Here is a 17780-nt window from a genome sequence, read left to right on the forward strand (position 1 = left end):
GATGGTGCGGCTGGAACAGGTGACGCGGCGGTTCGGGGCGGTGACGGTCGCGCTCGCCGGGATCGACGCGGCGATCGGGCGGGGCGAGTTCGTCGCCCTGCTCGGGCCTTCGGGCTGCGGCAAGTCGACGCTGCTGCGGCTGCTCGCCGGGCTCGACGCACCAGATGCGGGGCGGCTGGTCTGGGAGGGCGGTGCCGCACCCGGCGCGGGCGAGATCGGCTTCGTGTTCCAGGACGCCACGCTGCTGCCCTGGGCGAGCGCGGCGCGAAACGTGCACCTGCCGCTCCGCCTCGCCGGACGGCGCTTCGAGGACGGCGCGGCGTCGGTGCGTGAGTTGCTGGCGCGGCTCGGGCTTGCGGGGTTCGAGGAGGCGAAGCCGGCGGCGCTGTCGGGCGGGATGCGGATGCGCGTCGCGATCGCGCGGGCGCTGGTCTCGCGGCCGCGTCTGCTGCTGATGGACGAGCCCTTCGCCGCGCTGGACGAGTTTACCCGCAACCGCTTGCAGGACGATTTGCTGGCACTGTGGCGGGAGACGGGCAGCACGATCGTGTTCGTGACCCATTCGATCTACGAGGCGGCGTATCTCGCCTCGCGCATCGTGGTGATGACGCCGCGACCGGGGCGGATTGCCGCGGAGATTGCCAGCCCGCTCGCCGAGGGCGGGGACCGGCGGACGGACCCGGCCTATGCCGCGCTGGTGCGCGAGGTGACGGAGACGCTGCGCGCGGTGATGCCGTCATGAGCCGCGCCGAGCGATGGGCGCCGGTGGTCTTCGGCCTCGCGGCGCTGGGGCTGTGGCAGGGGCTGGTGATCGGCTTGCGGGTGCCGCCCTATGTGCTGCCGGGGCCGGCGGCGATCGTCGCGGCGTTCTGGGCGGACCGGGCGTCGCTGCTGCTCTCGCTGGTCTCGACCCTCGCCGTGACGGGGGCGGCGCTGCTGGCGGCGGCGCTGCTCGGCATGGCGCTGGCGCTGGCGATGGCGGCGAGCCGGCTGGCGCGGGCGGCGATCCAGCCCTGGGCGGTGGTGTTGCAGGTGACGCCGGTGGTCGCCATAGCGCCGCTGATCATCATCTGGGTGCATCAGCAATTCGCCGCCATGGTGGTGTGCGCCACCATCGTCGCGTTCTTCCCGGTGCTGTCGAACACCGCGGCGGGGCTGGCGGCGACGCCGCCGGAGCTCGCCGACCTGTTCCGGCTGAACGGGGCGAGCCGATGGCAGACGCTGGCGCTGCTGCGGCTGCCTTCCGCCCTGCCCTTCTTCCTCGCCGGGCTGCGGATTGCCGGCACGCTGGCGCTGGTGGGCGCGGTGGTGGCGGAGTTCGTCGCGAGTTCGGGCGGGTTTGCCGGCGGGCTGGCCGGGCGAATCCTGGAGTCGGGCTACCGGCTGGAGATTCCGCGCATGTTCGCCGCGCTGATGTTGCTGGCCGTCACCGGGATCGGGATCTATGCCGCGCTCGGCGCCTTCGAGCGGCGGATGCTGCGCCGCTTCGGCGCCGGAGGCTGAGATGCACGCGCGGGGCGCTTGATACGGATCGCGGGTTCTGGCACAGGCGCGCGCATGACCCGCAAGATGACCGACGCCCAGACCGACTACGAACGCAAGCGCGCCGCCAAGGCCAATATGAGCCTTGAGGACTGGCTGAAGACCAAGGAACGCCGGGCCGCCGAGGCGGCCTCGGCCACGGCACCGCGGCCGGAGAAAAAGCCCGGCCTGCTCAGGCGGCTGATCGACCGGGCGCACAAGCCCATCTGACGTCGGCCCCGGCGCGGGGCCGATCTGACGCCGCCTGCGGCCTCGGTTACTCGACGGCGTCGATATCCGGCGCCATCGGGTTCTTCATGCCGACGATGTGATAGCCGCAATCGACGTGGTGGATCTCGCCGGTGACGCCGCGCGAGAGATCCGACAGCAGATAGAGCCCGGAGGCGCCGACTTCCTCGAGCGCCACGTTGCGCTCGAGCGGCGCGTTGAGCTGGTTCCATTTCAGGATGTAGCTGAAATCGCCGATGCCGGAGGCGGCGAGCGTCTTGATCGGGCCGGCGGACAGGCCGTTCACCCGGATCGCGTCGCGCCCGAGATCGGCGGCGAGGTAGCGCACCGAGGATTCGAGCGCGGCCTTGGCCACACCCATCACGTTGTAGTGGGGGGTGACGCGCTCGGCGCCGAGATAGGTGAGCGTGACCATCGCTCCGCCCCGCTTCATCAGCGCCGAGGCGCGCTGCGCGGCCGCGGTGAAGGAGAAGCAGGAAATGTCCATCGCCTGGAGGAAGGCGGCGCGCGGCGTATCGGCATAGCGGCCGCGCAGGAACTGCTTGTCGGCGAAGCCGATGGCGTGGACGAGGAAGTCGATCTCGCCCCAGCGGTCGGCGACGGCGGCGAAGGCATCGTCGAGCGCCGCATCGTCGGTGACGTCGCAGGGGATGACGAGATCGGACTGCACGCTTTCGGCCAGCGGGCGGATGCGCTTCTCCAGCGCGTCGCCCTGATAGGTGAAGGCGAGTTCGCCGCCCTGCGCGGCCACCGCCTGGGCGATGGCCCAGGCGATCGAGCGGTTGTTCGCAACCCCCATGATGACGCCCCGCTTGCCACGCATCAGCGTGCCGGTCAGCGGGTAGGTCTGTGCGGATTCCTGCATGTCGGGGGCTCCAGTCTGTCGTGTCTCGGCCGGCCGTGCCGGGGTGGTGGCGTGCGGCGGCTTGGACTATCAAATATTGCGACACGGAAGAGAGAGCAACCGATGATCGATATCAGTGCCGATCCGTTCCAGCTTTTCGCCGCCTGGATGCAGGACGCCGAGGCGGCGGAACCGAACGATCCCAATGCGATGACGCTGGCGACGGCGACGCCGGACGGCCGGCCTTCGGCGCGGATCGTGCTGCTGAAATCGTGGGATGAGGCCGGATTTGTTTTTTATACAAACCTGGAGAGCCGGAAATCGCTCGAGATCCGCGCGAATCCGGATGTGTCGCTGCTGTTCCACTGGAAGTCGCTGCGCCGGCAGATCCGCATCGAGGGGCGGTGCCGCGCGGTTTCGGACGACGAGGCGGATGCCTATTTCGACAGCCGGCCGCGGATTTCGCGGCTCGGGGCCTGGGCCTCGGACCAGTCGCGCCCGCTCGGCGAGCGGGCCGAACTCGAACGGCGGCTCGCTGAGGTGACCGCGCGGTATGGCGACGGGCCGATCCCGCGCCCGCCGCACTGGTCCGGCTGGCATGTGATGCCCGATTCGATCGAGTTCTGGCAGGACCGGGACTTCCGCCTGCACGACCGCGCGGTGTTCACCCGCACCGGCGACGCCTGGTCGGCGACGAGACTGTTCCCGTGACGGGCGACCTGCTCATCCGCAACGCGGCGCTGCCGGATGGGCGGCGGGGGGTCGACATCCTGATCCGCGGCGGCGTGATCGAGACGGTCGGCCCCGGTCTTCCGGAGGCGGCCGCGCCGGCGGTGATCGACGCGGCGGGGGATCTGGTCGCGCCACCCTTCGTCGATTCGCATCTGCACCTCGATTCGACGCTGTCGCTCGGGCTGCCGCGGCTGAACCGCAGCGGCACGCTGCTGGAGGGCATCGCCCTCTGGGGCGAGCTCAAGCCGGACCTGACCGTGGAGGCCATCCATGCGCGGGCGAAGCGGCTCTGCACCTGGTCGATCGCGCAGGGGATCGGGGCGATCCGCTCGCATGTCGATATCTGCGACGACCGGCTGCTCGCGGTGGAGGCGCTGACCGCGCTGCGGGCGGAGATGGCGCCGTGGATCACCATCCAGCTCGTCGCCTTTCCGCAGGATGGCTGGCTGCGCTATCCGCGTTCGGCCGAGAACCTGCGCCGGGCGATGGCGATGGGGATCGACGTGATCGGCGGGATTCCGCATTTCGAGCGGACCATGGCGGACGGGGCGGAGAGCGTGCGCCAGCTGATGGCCATCGCCGCCGAGGCCGGGATGATGGTCGACATGCATTGCGACGAGAGCGACGATCCGCTGTCGCGCCATATCGAGACGCTGGCGGCGGAGACCGTGCGGCACGGGATGCAGGGGCGCGTTGCCGGATCGCATCTCACCTCGATGCACTCGATGGATAATTATTACGCGAGCAAGCTGATTCCGCTGATCGCCGAGGCCGGGGTTTCCGCGATCGCCAATCCGCTGATCAATATCACGTTGCAGGGACGGCACGACACCTATCCGAAGCGGCGGGGCATGACGCGCGTGCCGGAGCTAATGGCGGCGGGGGTGAATGTCGCCTTCGGGCATGATTGCGTGATGGACCCGTGGTATCCGCTCGGCACGCACGACATGCTGGAGGTGGCATCGATGGGACTTCACGTCGCGCAGATGACCGGCGTGGACGCGATGCGTTCCTGTTTCGATGCCGTTACGGTAAACGCGGCGCGGGCGGTGGGGCTGGAGGGTTACGGCATCGCCCCCGGATGCCGGGGCGATCTGGTGCTGCTCGATGCCGGCGATCCGATCGAGGCGATCCGCACCCGCGCCGCGCGGCGCGCGGTGATCCGCGGCGGGATCGCGATCGCCGAATCGCCGGCGCGCGTCAGCCGGCTTCGCCTCGGCGACGAGGCGATGGAGGTTCGCTTCCGCGCGGCGGGGTGAGGCGCGGCGGCGTCAGGCAAGGGCCATCCCCCCTGCCCGCAGCGCCGCGATATTCGCCGCATAGGCCGCCCTGCCGCCGCGAAAGACCGAGGAGCCGGCGACCAGCACATCCGCCCCCGCCGCCACGGCATCCGGCGCGGTCTCCGGCGTGATGCCGCCATCGAGTTCGAGGCGGATGTCGCGCCCCGCGATCATCTCGCGGATCCGGCGGATCTTCGGCAGTTGCGATCGCAGGAAGGTCTGGCCGCCGAAGCCGGGATTGACCGTCATCACCAGCACGAGGTCGACCGCGTCGAGCACGTAGGACAGCGCCGCTTCCGGCGTGGCCGGGCAGAGCGCGACGCCGGCCAGGCAGCCGCGCGCGCGGATGGACTGCACGGTGCGGTCGAGATGCGGGCAGGCTTCGGCATGGACGGTGATGATGTCGGCGCCGGCCTCGACGAAGGCATCGATGAAGGGATCGACCGGCGCGATCATCAGATGGACATCGAACACGGCATCGACGTGCTTGCGCACGGCGCCGATGACCGGGGGGCCGAAGGTGAGGTTGGGGACGAAATGCCCGTCCATCACGTCGATATGCACCCAGTCGGCCCCGGCCTCGATGACGGCGCGCGCCTCCGCGCCGAGGGTGGCGAAATCGGCCGAGAGGATCGACGGCGCGATCAGCAACCTGTCAGGCGCCGGCATCGGCTTTTTCCTCCGCGCGGAAGACGCGGCTGGCCAGCAGATCGTCGGGTTCGATGATCGTCAGCGCGTCTTTCGGGATGGGCGAGGTCGCCGTCATCAGCCGGTTCGCCTGGCGCAGGCGCGCGCGATCGAGCGCGTTGCGCACCGAGCGGGCGTTGGAGAAATAGGGCTGCGTGCGACGCCGGGCGATGTAGCGGTCCATGACGGCGCGGGCCTCGGGCGAGAAGCGGTAATGCTGGCGGGCCAGCATCGTGTCGCTGATCGCCAGCAGCTCGTCGTTCTCGTAATCGGGAAAATCGATGTGGTGCGCGATGCGCGAGCGGAAACCGGGATTGAGGGTGAAGAAATTCTCCATCCGGTCGGCATAGCCGGCGAGGATCACGACGAGGTCCTCGCGCTGGTTCTCCATTACCTGCAGGAGAATCTCGATCGCCTCCTGCCCGTAGTCCCGCTCGTTGTCGGGGCGGTAGAGGTAATAGGCCTCGTCGATGAACAGCACGCCGCCGATGGCCTTCTTGAGGATCTCCTTCGTCTTCGGCGCGGTGTGCCCGATATACTGGCCGACCAGGTCATCGCGGGTGACCGAAATCAGCTGGCCCTGCCTGACGAATCCCAGAGCCTTGAGAATGTTCGCCATGCGGAGGGCAACCGTCGTCTTGCCGGTGCCGGGATTGCCGGTGAAGGACATGTGCAGCGTCGGCGCCTCGGTCGCGAAGCCGCATTTCTGCCTGACCCGCTCGATGAGCAGGAGGGAGGCGATCTCGCGGATCCGCGCCTTGACAGGACGGAGCCCGACAAGGTCGCGGTCCAGCGCCGCGAGCACATCGCCGATCCCGGCGCCGTCGAATTCGGCGCGGAGATCGATCATCTCGCCCGCGGCGGGCGCGCCCGCCATCGTATCCGGCATGCCCCCCTCCCTCACCCGGAATTTCCATAGCGCGCGCCTTCGGGTTTCTGGACGACATAGGCGCGGGTTTCGTAGCGCATGGTGCGGCCGGCGGCCTCGCTCCGTGTCAGCATGAAGCCGGGTTCGTCCTTCGGCCGCTGCACGATGAAGGAAATGCGGAGCGACTCCCATGTGTTGGTGGCGTCGAACGCCGAGAGGCGGATATAGCAATCATCGTGAATCCGCCGGCAGTCCGCGAGTTCGGACATGATCGCCTTGGCATCGCGGATGTCGAACATCGGCAGGCCCCACATTTCCCAGTAGGTATTCCGCGGGTGCGGGTCGTCGGTATATTCGAGGTTCACCGCCCAGCCCTTGTCGAGGCAGTACTGGATCTGGCGGCTGATCTGTTCATCGGTCAGATCGGGAAGAAACGAAAAGCAGCCCTGGGTCAGTCTCATGATAACGCTCCGTCAGTAGGCCGGCATCGCGGTGGGGGCGAAATCGGGCGTGTCGGTCGAGGCGTAGTTGAACGTCACCTCGCCCCAGGTATCGAGCGCCTGGCGTAGCGGCAGGCAGTGGCGCGCGGCGTCGTTGAGGATCTGCGGACCTTCGGCGAGATAGTCGCGCCCTTCGTTGCGGGCGAGGATCATCGCTTCCAGCGCCACGCGGTTCGCCATCGCCCCGGCGGCGATGCCCTGCGGATGGCCGATCGTGCCGCCGCCGAATTGCAGGACGACATCCTCGCCGAGATGATGGAGGAGCTGGTGCATCTGCCCGGCATGGATGCCGCCCGAGGCGACCGGCATGACCTTGCGCGTGCCGGCCCAGTCCTGATCGAAGAAGATGCCGTGTTCGTAACGGGTTTCGTTGTAGTCCTCGCGCAGGATATCGTAGAAGCCGCGGGTGGTGAGCGGATCGCCCTCGAGCTTGCCGACCACGGTGCCGGCGTGGATGTGATCGACGCCGGCGAGCCGCATCCACTTGGAGATCACCCGGAAGCTGACGCCATGCGTCTTGTGGCGGGTGTAGGTGCCGTGGCCGGCGCGATGCAGGTGCAGGATCATGTCGTGCTTGCGGGCCCATTTCGACATCGACTGGATCGCCGTGTAGCCGATGACGAGATCGATCATGATGATGGTCGAGCCGAGCTCGTGGGCGAAGGACGCGCGTTCGTACATGTCCTCCATCGTGCCGGCGGTCACGTTCAGGTATGTGCCCTTGACCTCGCCGGTCGCGGCCTGCGCCTTGTTCACCGCTTCCATGCAGTAGAGAAACCGGTCGCGCCAGTGCATGAAGGGCTGCGAGTTGATGTTCTCGTCATCCTTGGTGAAGTCGAGGCCGCCCTTCAGCGCCTCGTAGACGACGCGGCCGTAATTGCGCCCCGAGAGGCCGAGCTTCGGCTTCACCGTCGCGCCGAGCAGGGGGCGGCCGAACTTGTCGAGCCGTTCGCGTTCGACGACGATGCCGGTCGCCGGGCCGTCGAACGTCTTCACATAGGCGACGGGCAGCCGCATGTCCTCGAGCCGCAGCGCCTTGAGCGGCTTGAAGCCGAACACGTTGCCGATGATCGAGGCGGTGAGGTTGGCGATCGAGCCCGGCTCGAACAACGCGAGATCGTAGGCGATATAGGCGAAATACTGGCCGGGCGCATTGGGCACCGGATCGACCCGGTAGGCCTTGGCCCGGTATTTCTCACAGGCCGTCAGCCGGTCTGTCCAGACGACGGTCCAGGTCGCCGTCGAGCTTTCGCCGGCGACCGCCGCCGCCGCCTCCACCGGATCGACGCCATCCTGCGGGGTGATGCGGAACAGCGAGATGACATCGGTGATCTTCGGTTCGTAGTCGGGTTCCCAGTAGCCCATCTTGCGGTATTCGAGAACGCCCGACCTGTAGCGCTCCTTGCCGCGCACCGTCAGGGCCTCGTTGGTGATGTTAGGGGTTGGCGTATCCATGATGCGGACTCCGTCTTCTGATGTCATCAAGCGGCGCGGCCGACATCGATCACGGGATCGAGGGCGCCGGATGCGTATTGCCTGGCCATCGCGGCGAGGGGCTGCGGTTTGATTCGCGAGGCCTGCCCGGCGGTGCCGAAGGCCTGGAAGCGCGAGCGGCAGAGATCGCGCAGTGCCGCGATGGCGGGCTTCATGAACTGGCGGGGGTCGAATTCCGCGCGGTTCCCGGTGGCGACCTTGCGGATGGCGGCGGCCATGGCGAGGCGGCAATCGGTGTCGATATTCACCTTGCGCACGCCGTGACGAATGCCGAGGAGGATTTCCTCGACGGGCACGCCCCAGGTCTGCGGCATCTCGCCGCCGTGGCGGTTGAAGGCCTCCTGCAGGTCCTGCGGGACCGAGGACGAGCCGTGCATGACGAGATGGAGTTCGGGCATGCGCTCGTTGATGGCGCGGATGACGTGCATCGCGAGAATCGCGCCATCCGGCTTGCGGGAAAACTTGTAGGCGCCGTGGGAGGTTCCCATGGCGACCGCCAGCGCGTCGACCTTCGTGGCACGCACGAAGGCAACCGCCTGGTCGGGGTCGGTCAGGAGCTGGTCGTGGGAGAGCGTGCCCTCGGCGCCGTGACCGTCCTCGGCCGCACCGGTGCCGGTTTCGAGACTGCCGAGCACGCCGAGCTCGCCCTCGACCGAAACGCCGACGCGATGCGCCATGTCGGTGACGCGGGCGGTGATGGCGACATTGTAGTCGTAGTCGGCGGGGGTTCTTGCGTCGGCCATCAGCGAGCCGTCCATCATCACGCTGGTGAACCCGTGCTGGATCGCCGACAGGCAGGTCGCCTCGTCGTTGCCGTGGTCCTGGTGCAGGCAGATGGGAATCTGCGGGTGCTCGGCCTCCGCCGCCTCGATCATCTTCGCCAGCATCCGGTCGCCGGCATAGGACCGGGCGCCGCGCGAGGCCTGGAGGATGACCGGCGCATCGCAGGACGCGGCGGCCTCCATGATCGCGATCACCTGTTCCATGTTGTTGATGTTGAAGGCGGGAACGCCATATCCGCGTTCCGCCGCATGATCGAGTAGCTGACGCAATGTTATGCGTGCCATGTCAGTTTCCTTTCCGGGGCCAGCCGCCTGGGCGTGTCGGGGGCGGGTTCATTGCGCCCGCCTTTTCCGGTCCATCAGTTGCATGATGATCGGGGTGAGAATGAGCTGCATGGCGAGATCGAACTTGTTTCCGGGTACCGCGATCGAGTTCGCGCGAGACATGAAACTGCCGTGCAGCATGGCGAGGAGATAGGGGAAGTCGATGCCGTGCGGATCGCGGAAGCGGATGACCACGATCGATTCATCGGCGGTCGGGATCCAGCGGGCGATGAAGGGGTTGGAGGTGTCGACCGTGGGCACGCGCTGGAAGTTGATGTCCGTCTCGGTGAATTGCGGGCAGATGTAGTGCACGTAGTCCGGCATCCGCCGCAGGATCGTGTCCATCACCGCCTCGGTGGAATAGCGGCGGGCCGCGCGGTCGCGGTGGATTTTCTGGATCCATTCGAGATTGATCACGGGAACGACGCCGATCTTCACGTCGGCATGGCGCCCGGTATCGATGTCGCCATGCCTGACGGCGCCGTGCAGGCCTTCATACAGGAGAATGTCGGTCGGCGCCGGCAGGTCCTCCCAGGGCGTGAAGGTGCCGGGCGTGCCGCCGTAGCGTTCGGCTTCATCCTGGTCGTGGATGTAGTGCCGGTATTGTCCGGTGCCGGTCGCGGCGTAGCTCTCGAAGGTTGCCGCGAGCTCGGCGAGGAGATTCGTCTCCGGGCTGAAATGGCTGAAATGGCGGTTTCCCGCAGCTTCCGCCTCGGCCATTTTCGTTTTCATCTCCGCACGATCGTAGCGGTGAAACGCATCGCCCTCGATATGCGCGGCGGTGATCTTCTCGCGGCGGAAGATCTGTTCGAACACGTTGCGCACCGAGGTGGTGCCCGCGCCGGAGGAACCGGTGACGGAGATGATGGGATGGCGCTGGCTCATGCGAACAGTTCCGCCACGTTCGAGGTGGAACGGAACAGCGAACGCCGGCGGAACAGCGGCGAGGAAGGCTGCCCTGCCCTTTCATAGGCCTGGGCGACGCGGCGGACTTCATCGGCCGAGCCGAAGACGAGCGGGCAGCGTTGATGGATGTGGGCCGGCTGGAGGTCGAGGATCGGGATGCGGCCATCGGTCGCGGAGGCGCCGGCCTGCTCCATGAGGAAGGCGATGGGGTTCGCTTCATAGACCAGTCGCAGCCTTCCGGCCTCGTAGCCTTGCCGTTCGTCCGCCGGGTAGAGATAGATGCCGCCGCGGCCGAGGATGCGGAACGCATCGCCCACCATGGAGGCCAGCCAGCGGGTGTTGAAATCGATGCCGCGCGGACCGTTCCGGCCCTGCTTCAGCTCGACGATGTAGTCGCGGATTGGTTCTTCCCAGTGGCGGAGATTGGATCCGTTGATGGCGTATTCGCGGGTTGCGGCGGGCACGGTGGCCGGCGGGGCCGGCGCGAGAAAGGCGCCGGAGACGGGATCGAGCGTGAAGATGCGGGTGCCGTTGCCGAACGTCACGGCGAGCGCGGTGCGGGGGCCATAGATGAAGAAGCCGGCCGCGAGCTGGCGCCGCCCGGTCTGCAGGAACGGGCTTGCGGGATCGGCGCCGCTGGCATGCCGGGCGGGCAGGATGGAAAAGATCGTTCCGACCGGCGCCAGCGTGTCGATGTTCGACGAGCCGTCGAGCGGGTCGACCGCGACGGCGACCTCGCCCGCCGGATCGAGCCATTCCGGCGCGGCCGCTTCCTCGGAGGCGAAGGCGGCGGCGCCGGAAGCGATGACGGCCTCGCGCACCAGGGCGTGGGTTATCGCATCAAGCGCCTTCTGGCCGTCGCCGTCGAGCGACTCGCCGATGACGGCGCCGAGATCGCCGGAGAGCGGGCCGCGGGCCAGCAGATGGGCGATCTGTCTCGCGGCGCCGGCCAGCGCCTCGACGACGCGGCATGAAGCGGTCAGTGCGGGAAGCTGGCTGGCGATCTGGTCAAGACAGGTATCGAGCCTCAGAGCGTCGCTCATTTCGTTTCCTCCTCAATGGCGCACCACCTTGTGGCTCGTGCTGTCCGGTCTCGTGCCCCCGCGCTGTCTCAGCATCGCGGAAATCAGACTGGCAGACGAAATTAAGCTAAGTAAAGATAAATTTTCTTTGTATGTTTTTTTGCCGAATTTAATGCACCGCGCATGACAGCCTTCTGCGGGCAGCGGTGAAGGCGCGATATCGGGGTGGATTGTGGCAGGCTCGGCCCGTGGCCGACGCGCTGCGTCAGGCGGTCAGGCGGCGGCGTTGCGTCCGCGCTCGAAGCCCGCTTCGCGGGCCAGGTCTTCGATCAGGCGGCCGAGCGGCCCCTTGGGCACACCGGCGAAGCGTTCCTGCGCGCCGAGGCTGGTGAAGAGTTTGGGCAGTTCGGGGAGGCTGAGATCGACCTTGCGCTTGAGCGCATCCTCGATGTGCTTGCGACGCAGGCCGCCGGCCGCGCCTTCGCGGTTCAGGAAGATCGTCGGCCGCTGCGGCTGGCCCGGCGTGCTGGACGCGGCGATCAGGCGCACCGTATCGCGCAGGCTCGCGATGCTCGGGTCGAGAACGATGATGCGGTGATGGGCGAGTTCGAGCAGTTCCCGGTGCTGCTGGATCGGCAGGAACGGCAGGTCGACGATCACGAAGTTGAAGCGCATGCGGATCGCATCGATGATCCGCCGGGCGGCGCCGGCGGAGGCGGCCGGCTGGCAGGCGAGATCGGGCGGGGAGCCCAGGACATGCAACCGGTTCCGGACCGGCCGGACCGCGCCCGCGACGGCAGCACCCGGGTCATCTCCGGCATCCTGCAGAAGGGTCTGGAACGAGGGTTTGAATTCGACCCCGAACCAGTCCTGTGCCGTGCCGATGAACGGATCGGCATCGAGCAGCAGGGTGTGACGGTTCGACTCGACGCCCAGATACCAGGCCAGCGCGGCGGCGATGGTGCTGCCGCCGACCCCGCCGCGCGCGCCGGTGACGGAAATGACCCGGCCGCCTCGCGTCAGGTCGGCGACCGGCGAATTTCGGGTGATCAGCGAGGCGAAATGGCGGGCGACAAGCTCGCGGGTGATCGGCTTGAACAGGTAGTCGATCGCGCCGACCCGCCGGATGATGTTGCGGTAGAGATCGACATCGTCGACCTCGCCGATCACCAGCAGGGAGACCGACGGTTCGATGACATCGCAGAGTTCGAGCAGGGCGTGCATCGGCCGCTCGTCCTTGCCGATGTCGACGACGACGATTTGCGGCGTCGGGACTTTCGCGAGGGCGGCGATGGCGGCCTTCAGATTGCCGCGGCGAATGTCCGCCGTGTTCTGGATGCCCGTCTGGGCCAGGTCGCCCAGCCCGTCGCGTATCACCTGCTCGGTCGCCGCATCGGCAACGAAGCTCAGGACCGTGAGCTGGTCGATCCGCGCGCCGAGATCGTTCCCCGGCTCTTCGGCCGGCTTGAGCGACGGGTTATCCATGGCGACGAGGGGTCGCCGCCGGCACGCAACCGCAGCGCCCGGCGGGGCGTCCGGCTGCGGCAGGCCCGCTCACGGGTGCCATGGGCAACACTGACTGCATGGCACCCGGATAGCCGGAAAAGTTTAAGAAAGCCTTTCAGGCAACGGCGAATCTGCTGTCGATATTGCCGCGCGTCGCATGCGCGTAGGGACAGACGATCTCGGCCTTGCGCACCAGGTCCTCGGCCTGCGCGCGGTCCATGCCCGGGATGGTCACGGTCAGGTGCGCCGTGATCCCGAACCCGGTGCCGTCGTCGCGCGGGCCGATGCCGATCTCGGCATTCACCTTCGCATCCTCGGGGATCTTCACCTTCGCCTGATTGGCGACGAATTTCAGCGCGCCGAGGAAACAGGCTGAATAGCCGATGGCAAAGAGCTGTTCCGGATTGGTGCCCTGCCCGCCATCGCCGCCGAGTTCCTTCGGCGTGCTGAGATCGACCTTGAGGCGGCCGTCGCTGGTTTCGGCATGGCCGGTGCGGCCGCCGGTCGCGTGGCCGCGCCCGTGATACAGTGTTTTCATGGCAGGAACTTCCTCCTCGATCAGTGACGGAATTCTAGATCATGCCGGCGGACGATCCTGCAAGAGCGCGGCGGCGCGGGCATGGCCGAGCGGACCGTGGCCGCGGCCGAACCCCGGGGCGGCGCGCAGGGCGGCGTGGAGGAACGCTTCGGCGGCCTCGATCGCGGCCCGGAGATCGAGGCCGCGCGCGAGGCCGCAGGCGATCGCGCTGGCCAGGGTACAGCCGGTGCCGTGGGTGTGGCGCGTCGCGATGCGGGGATGGGCGAAGGTCACGACGTCGTCGCCGGCGATCAGGCGGTCGATGACCGGATCGCCGTCGAAATGGCCGCCCTTCAGCAGGACGGCTCGGGCGCCGAGGCGGCAGAGCGCGCGGCCGGCGCGGATCGCATCCTCGTGCGAATCGATGGCGAGGCCGGCGAGGGTTGCCGCCTCGTCGCGATTGGGCGTCACCAGCGTGGAGCGGGGCAGCAGACGGTCGCGGATGATGGCGAGCGCGCCCTCCCCCGCCAGCGCGGTGCCGCTGGTCGAGGCGAGGACGGGGTCGAGCACCAGAGGCGCGGCCGGCGCCGCGGCGGCGATCGCCAGGGAGACTTCCTCGGCCGTCCCGGCGCTGCCGAGCATGCCGAGCTTGATGGCATCGACCCCGAGATCGGCCACGACCATGCGGATCGACCGGGCGACGAGATCGGGCGGCACCGGGGCGATCGCGGCGATGCCGGTGGTGTCCTGCGCGGTGACGGCGGTGATCGCGGTCATCGCGTAGCCGCCCAGGGCGGTGATCGTCTTGACGTCGGCCTCGATGCCGGCGCCGCCGCCGCTGTCCGAGCCGCCGATGGCGAGAACCCGGAACCAGTCCATCGCCGCGCTCAGCCGGCCGATTCCGCCTCGATCACGGCGCAGAGCTCGTCGACCACGGCGGCGACGAGCTGCTCGTCCTCGCCCTCGGCCATCACGCGGATCAGCGGCTCGGTGCCGGAGGCGCGCAGCAGCAGGCGGCCGATGCCGGCGAGCCTTGCCTCCGCCGCCGCCGCCGCCGCCGTGACGGCGGGCGAGAGCAATGGCGAGGCGCCGCTGTAGCGGACATTGCGCAGCAGTTGCGGCAGCGGCGTGAACAGGCGGCACACCTCGCTCGCCGGCCGCCCCTCGCGCACCAGCACCGCCAGCACCTGGAGGGCTGCGATCAGCCCGTCGCCGGTGGTGGCGAAATCCGCGAGGATGACGTGGCCGGACTGCTCGCCGCCGAGATTGAGACCGTGCGCGCGCATGTGTTCGGCAACGTAGCGATCGCCCACCGGGGTGCGGTGCAGGGCGAGGCCGAGGCCGCCGAGATATCGCTCCAGCCCGAGATTGGACATCACGGTGGCGACGATGCCGCTGCCCGACAGGCGGCCATCGGCCTGGAAGGCGCGGGCGATCAGCGCCAGCACCTGGTCGCCGTCGATGATCCGGCCGCGCTCGTCGGCGAGGATCACGCGGTCGGCGTCGCCGTCGAGCGCGATGCCGAGATCGGCGCGGTGTTTGACCACCGCCGCCGACAGGGCGGAGGGGACGGTCGAGCCGCATTCGTGGTTGATGTTGAAGCCGTCGGGGCTGACGCCGAGGGTGATGACCTCGGCGCCGAGTTCCCACAGCGCCGCCGGCGCCACCTTGTAGGCGGCGCCATTGGCGCAATCGAGGACGACGCGCAGGCCGTCGAGCCGCAGCCCGCGCGGCAGGCTCGACTTCGCGGATTCGACGTAGCGGCCCGCGGCGTCGACCAGGCGCATCGCCCGGCCGAGCGCCGACGGGGCGGCGAGCCGGCCGGAGAGATCCTCCTCCATCAGCGCCTCGATCTCGGCTTCCGTCTCGTCGGACAGCTTGGCGCCGTCCGGGCCGAACAGCTTGATGCCGTTATCCTCGAACGGGTTGTGCGAGGCCGAGATGACCACGCCGAGATCGGCGCGCAGGCTGCGGGTGAGCATGGCGATGGCCGGGGTGGGCAGCGGGCCGGCGAGGGTCACGTCCATTCCGGCGCCGATGAAGCCGGCGGTGAGCGCCGGTTCGAGCATGTAGCCGGACAGGCGGGTGTCCTTGCCGATGATGACCCGGTGGCGGTGATCGCCGCGGGTGAACAGCAGGCCGGCCGCCTGGCCGAGGCGGAGCGCGATTTCGGCGGTCATCGGCGCGGTGTTGGCGCGGCCGCGGATGCCGTCGGTGCCGAACAGGCGGCGTTTGGGGCGGGGCTGGATCTGGTTCATCGCGGATCGAAACCTTGCTGTGGCGTGGGCCGGGCCGGCGCGCCCAATATCCCAAGAGACGGCCTCACGGTCCAGTCAGGCATCGGCGAGGGCCTGCCAGACGCGCAGCGCCTGCACCGTGCCGGGCACGTCGTGGACGCGGATGATCGCCGCCCCCCGCCCCGCCGCGAACAGGGCGGCGGCGATGGAGCCGGGATCGCGGCGGGCGGGGTCGGGCTCGCCGGCGAGTTCGCCGATGAAGCGCTTGCGCGAGACGCCGGCGAGGACCGGATGGCCGAGCGCGCGGAAGGATGGCAGGGCGCGCAGCAGCGCCACGTTCTGCGCGCCGCGCTTGGTGAAGCCGAAACCGGGATCGAGCGCGATGGCGGCGGGCGCGATGCCGGCGGCAAGGGCGGCGTCGCGGGTGGCCGCGAGTTCGGCGAGGACATCGGCGACGACATCGTTATAGACCGCCTGCGCGCTCATCGTCGCCGGGGTGCCGCGCATGTGCATCAGGATGACGGGGCAGGCGGCGGCGGCGACCAGCGGCGCGGCGGCGGGATCGTGGCGGAGGCCGGAGACGTCGTTGACGATGCGCGCCCCGGCATCGAGGGCGGCGCGCATGGTGGCGGCGTTCCGCGTGTCGACCGAGACGGTCGCGCCGTCCCGGGCGAGGCCGCCGATGACCGGCACAATGCGGGCGATCTCGATGTCGGGCGGCACCACGGCGGCGCCGGGGCGGGTGCTTTCGCCGCCGACATCGATGATCGCGGCGCCGGCCGCGCGCATGGCGAGCCCGGTTTCGATCAGGGCCGAGGGGCCTTGCGTCGCGCCGCCGCCCGAAAAACTGTCGGGCGTGGCGTTCAGGATGCCCATGACGAGGGGCCGGGCGAGGTCGAACCCCGCCCAGCCGGATGCGGCGACGTCAGTCATGCGGGCCGATTAGCCGCAAACGCGGCTTCGGCCAAATCCGCCCTTCGATTAGCCGAGGCCAGGGATCGTCGGCGCCTGGTGGTGATGGTGCGTGGTGCTGCTCTGGGCGCCGGGCAGCGCCTGGGCCGGGCCGATGCCGTTGAGGACGGCGGAGGTGCCGGCCTGCGTTGCCTGCAGGCTGGCGAGCGTCGCCTGCAGCGTGGCGCCGAATCCGGGACGGTGCGACGACGCGATGCCGCCGGCATAGGCGATGGGCTGCGCCGCGGCGGCGAGATTGTGGATGATCATGCGCGAACTCCTTTCGTGGCCGGGTGCGCGGCCGGCGGGACTGCGCCCGTCCGCCCGAAGCCCTCGACGGATGTGGATGCATCTCGCGTGCCAGATTTCCCGGCGGTGTTCCGGCGCGAATGCGGGATGGACGCCGTCCGCGGACGGCAGATTTTGCCGGACCGGCATATATTGCCGGGCAGAAACGGCCCGCCATATCCGTTACATGACAGCATTGCCGACGCCGATCGACCTGCTGAACCGCGCTGTGCCGCGGTTCGGCACGGTCACGACACGGGATGTCGCGTTCGGCGACGGGACGCGCGACCGGCTCGACATCCATCGGCCGGCCCGCGCGGGCGGCGGCCTTCTGCCCGTCGTCGTATTCTTCTATGGCGGCTCGTGGCAGACCGGCGCGCGGGGCGAATATGCGTTTCTCGGCCGCGCGCTGGCCCGGCTCGGCCTGGTCGTCGCGGTGCCCGACTACCGGCTCTACCCGGAGGTCCGCTACCCGGCGTTCATTCACGACGCGGCACGGGCGACCGCCTTCATGCTCCGCCATGCGTGGCAATTCGGCGGCGATGGCCGGGCGGTGTTCGTCGCCGGGCACTCCGCCGGGGCCTATCTCGCGATGATGCTCGCTCTGGCGGAAGGGTATCTCGGCGCCGAGGGGGTGACGCCGTCGGCGCTCGCCGGCGCCATCGGGCTCGCGGGGCCGTATGATTTCCTGCCGATGACCGGGCCGGTCTATCGCCGCATCTTCGACCGCTTCGCCGATGATCCGGTCTGTCAGCCGATCAGCCATGTGAGCCCCGCCGCCCCGCCGTCGCTGCTGATCACCGGCGCGCGGGACCGGCTGGTGGCGCCGGCCAACACGGCGGCGCTGGCGGCCCGGCTGCGCGAGGCCGGCGCGACGGTGGACACGCGGATTTACGAACGGCTCTCGCATGTCCGGCTGCTGCTCTCGGTGCTGCCGAGCTTCGGGCTGATGCCGCCGGTCTGGCGGGATATCGCCTCGTTCATCGGCCGCACCGCGGCGCCGCCGGGCGGGGCGCGCGATACCGGCGGACGGGCGCCCGATATGGCGGGGCGGCTGCATCCGGGCTAATCG

Annotated in this window: 20 protein-coding genes; 6 read left to right on the forward strand and 14 right to left on the reverse strand. The window is 69.0% G+C overall.

Translation table 11 applies throughout. The annotated features are described in order from the left end of the window. The first annotated feature begins 1 nt into the window (after position 1). The 3 genes from ACMV_RS05330 to ACMV_RS05340 are packed head-to-tail and all read left to right on the forward strand — an operon-like array spanning position 2 to position 1752. The gene (locus ACMV_RS05330; RefSeq protein WP_013639779.1) at positions 2–742 is read left to right on the forward strand and encodes an ABC transporter ATP-binding protein; all 741 of its coding nucleotides are present in this window, start codon (positions 2–4) and stop codon (positions 740–742) included. Then, entirely contained in the window at positions 739–1503 is a 765-nt protein-coding gene (locus ACMV_RS05335) for an ABC transporter permease (RefSeq protein WP_007422841.1), read from the forward strand. Before ACMV_RS05330 ends, ACMV_RS05335 begins: the two co-directional genes overlap by 4 nt. A 54-nt stretch (positions 1504–1557) precedes the next feature. Continuing rightward, positions 1558–1752 (forward strand): hypothetical protein, encoded by a 195-nt coding sequence (locus tag ACMV_RS05340; RefSeq protein ID WP_007422840.1) that lies wholly within the window; start codon positions 1558–1560, stop codon positions 1750–1752. Positions 1753–1798: 46 nt separating this feature from the next. Here the strand turns inward: ACMV_RS05340 and fabI are convergent, their stop codons facing one another. Continuing rightward, positions 1799–2635 (reverse strand): enoyl-ACP reductase FabI, encoded by an 837-nt coding sequence (gene fabI / locus ACMV_RS05345; RefSeq protein ID WP_007422838.1) that lies wholly within the window; start codon positions 2633–2635, stop codon positions 1799–1801. A 102-nt stretch (positions 2636–2737) separates the two neighbouring features. On the opposite strand from fabI, the gene pdxH reads away from it, so the two are divergent. Both pdxH and ACMV_RS05355 read left to right on the forward strand, forming a co-directional pair. After that, on the forward strand, positions 2738–3325 hold the full coding sequence (pdxH, locus tag ACMV_RS05350) for a pyridoxamine 5'-phosphate oxidase (RefSeq protein ID WP_007422839.1): 588 nt from the start codon (positions 2738–2740) through the stop codon (positions 3323–3325). Then, the gene (locus tag ACMV_RS05355) at positions 3322–4605 is read left to right on the forward strand and encodes an amidohydrolase family protein (RefSeq protein WP_013639780.1); all 1284 of its coding nucleotides are present in this window, start codon (positions 3322–3324) and stop codon (positions 4603–4605) included. Before pdxH ends, ACMV_RS05355 begins: the two co-directional genes overlap by 4 nt. 12 nt (positions 4606–4617) lie before the next feature. Here ACMV_RS05355 and rpe read toward each other — a convergent pair whose 3' ends face one another. From rpe to ACMV_RS05420, 13 genes are all read right to left on the reverse strand, one after another. After that, on the reverse strand, positions 4618–5295 hold the full coding sequence (rpe, locus tag ACMV_RS05360; RefSeq protein WP_013639781.1) for a ribulose-phosphate 3-epimerase: 678 nt from the start codon (positions 5293–5295) through the stop codon (positions 4618–4620). Further along, the gene (gene cbbX, locus ACMV_RS05365) at positions 5282–6202 is read right to left on the reverse strand and encodes a CbbX protein (RefSeq protein WP_013639782.1); all 921 of its coding nucleotides are present in this window, start codon (positions 6200–6202) and stop codon (positions 5282–5284) included. Before cbbX ends, rpe begins: the two co-directional genes overlap by 14 nt. An 11-nt stretch (positions 6203–6213) precedes the next feature. Further along, positions 6214–6642 carry a ribulose bisphosphate carboxylase small subunit gene (locus ACMV_RS05370; RefSeq protein WP_007422834.1) on the reverse strand — a complete coding sequence of 143 codons (429 nt, stop codon included), beginning with the start codon at positions 6640–6642 and terminating at the stop codon, positions 6214–6216. A 12-nt stretch (positions 6643–6654) separates the two neighbouring features. Further along, complete coding sequence (locus ACMV_RS05375) at positions 6655–8136, reverse strand: form I ribulose bisphosphate carboxylase large subunit (RefSeq protein ID WP_013639783.1); 1482 nt, start codon at positions 8134–8136, stop codon at positions 6655–6657. A 26-nt stretch (positions 8137–8162) separates the two neighbouring features. Further along, positions 8163–9242, reverse strand: coding sequence for a class II fructose-bisphosphate aldolase (fba, locus tag ACMV_RS05380; RefSeq protein WP_011941806.1), 1080 nt, complete (start codon positions 9240–9242; stop codon positions 8163–8165). A 48-nt stretch (positions 9243–9290) separates the two neighbouring features. Beyond that, the gene (locus tag ACMV_RS05385) at positions 9291–10166 is read right to left on the reverse strand and encodes a phosphoribulokinase (RefSeq protein WP_007422831.1); all 876 of its coding nucleotides are present in this window, start codon (positions 10164–10166) and stop codon (positions 9291–9293) included. Continuing rightward, positions 10163–11230, reverse strand: a complete 1068-nt coding sequence (locus tag ACMV_RS05390; protein ID WP_013639784.1) for a class 1 fructose-bisphosphatase — start codon at positions 11228–11230, stop codon at positions 10163–10165. The genes ACMV_RS05385 and ACMV_RS05390 overlap by 4 nt, the downstream gene beginning before the upstream one ends. A 252-nt stretch (positions 11231–11482) precedes the next feature. Continuing rightward, complete coding sequence (locus ACMV_RS05395; protein WP_007422829.1) at positions 11483–12694, reverse strand: AAA family ATPase; 1212 nt, start codon at positions 12692–12694, stop codon at positions 11483–11485. Positions 12695–12830: 136 nt separating this feature from the next. After that, positions 12831–13253 carry an organic hydroperoxide resistance protein gene (locus tag ACMV_RS05400; RefSeq protein WP_007422828.1) on the reverse strand — a complete coding sequence of 141 codons (423 nt, stop codon included), beginning with the start codon at positions 13251–13253 and terminating at the stop codon, positions 12831–12833. Between the two features lie 39 nt (positions 13254–13292). Beyond that, complete coding sequence (thiD, locus tag ACMV_RS05405) at positions 13293–14111, reverse strand: bifunctional hydroxymethylpyrimidine kinase/phosphomethylpyrimidine kinase (RefSeq protein WP_013639785.1); 819 nt, start codon at positions 14109–14111, stop codon at positions 13293–13295. An 8-nt stretch (positions 14112–14119) separates the two neighbouring features. Next, the gene (gene glmM / locus ACMV_RS05410; RefSeq protein ID WP_011941804.1) at positions 14120–15490 is read right to left on the reverse strand and encodes a phosphoglucosamine mutase; all 1371 of its coding nucleotides are present in this window, start codon (positions 15488–15490) and stop codon (positions 14120–14122) included. Positions 15491–15565: 75 nt separating this feature from the next. Beyond that, a complete protein-coding gene (gene folP / locus ACMV_RS05415) occupies positions 15566–16402 on the reverse strand; it encodes a dihydropteroate synthase (RefSeq protein WP_013639786.1) in 837 nt (278 codons plus the stop codon). Between the two features lie 48 nt (positions 16403–16450). Then, entirely contained in the window at positions 16451–16690 is a 240-nt protein-coding gene (locus ACMV_RS05420; RefSeq protein WP_013639787.1) for a hypothetical protein, read from the reverse strand. A gap of 205 nt (positions 16691–16895) precedes the next feature. Between ACMV_RS05420 and ACMV_RS05425 the strand changes: the two genes are divergently transcribed. Next, positions 16896–17777: an alpha/beta hydrolase gene (locus ACMV_RS05425; protein ID WP_231295364.1), complete on the forward strand. Its 882-nt coding sequence runs from the start codon at positions 16896–16898 to the stop codon at positions 17775–17777. Positions 17778–17780 lie beyond the last annotated feature (3 nt).

Origin of the sequence: Acidiphilium multivorum AIU301, from assembly GCF_000202835.1 — a bacterium.
GTDB classification, from domain to species: domain Bacteria; phylum Pseudomonadota; class Alphaproteobacteria; order Acetobacterales; family Acetobacteraceae; genus Acidiphilium; species Acidiphilium multivorum.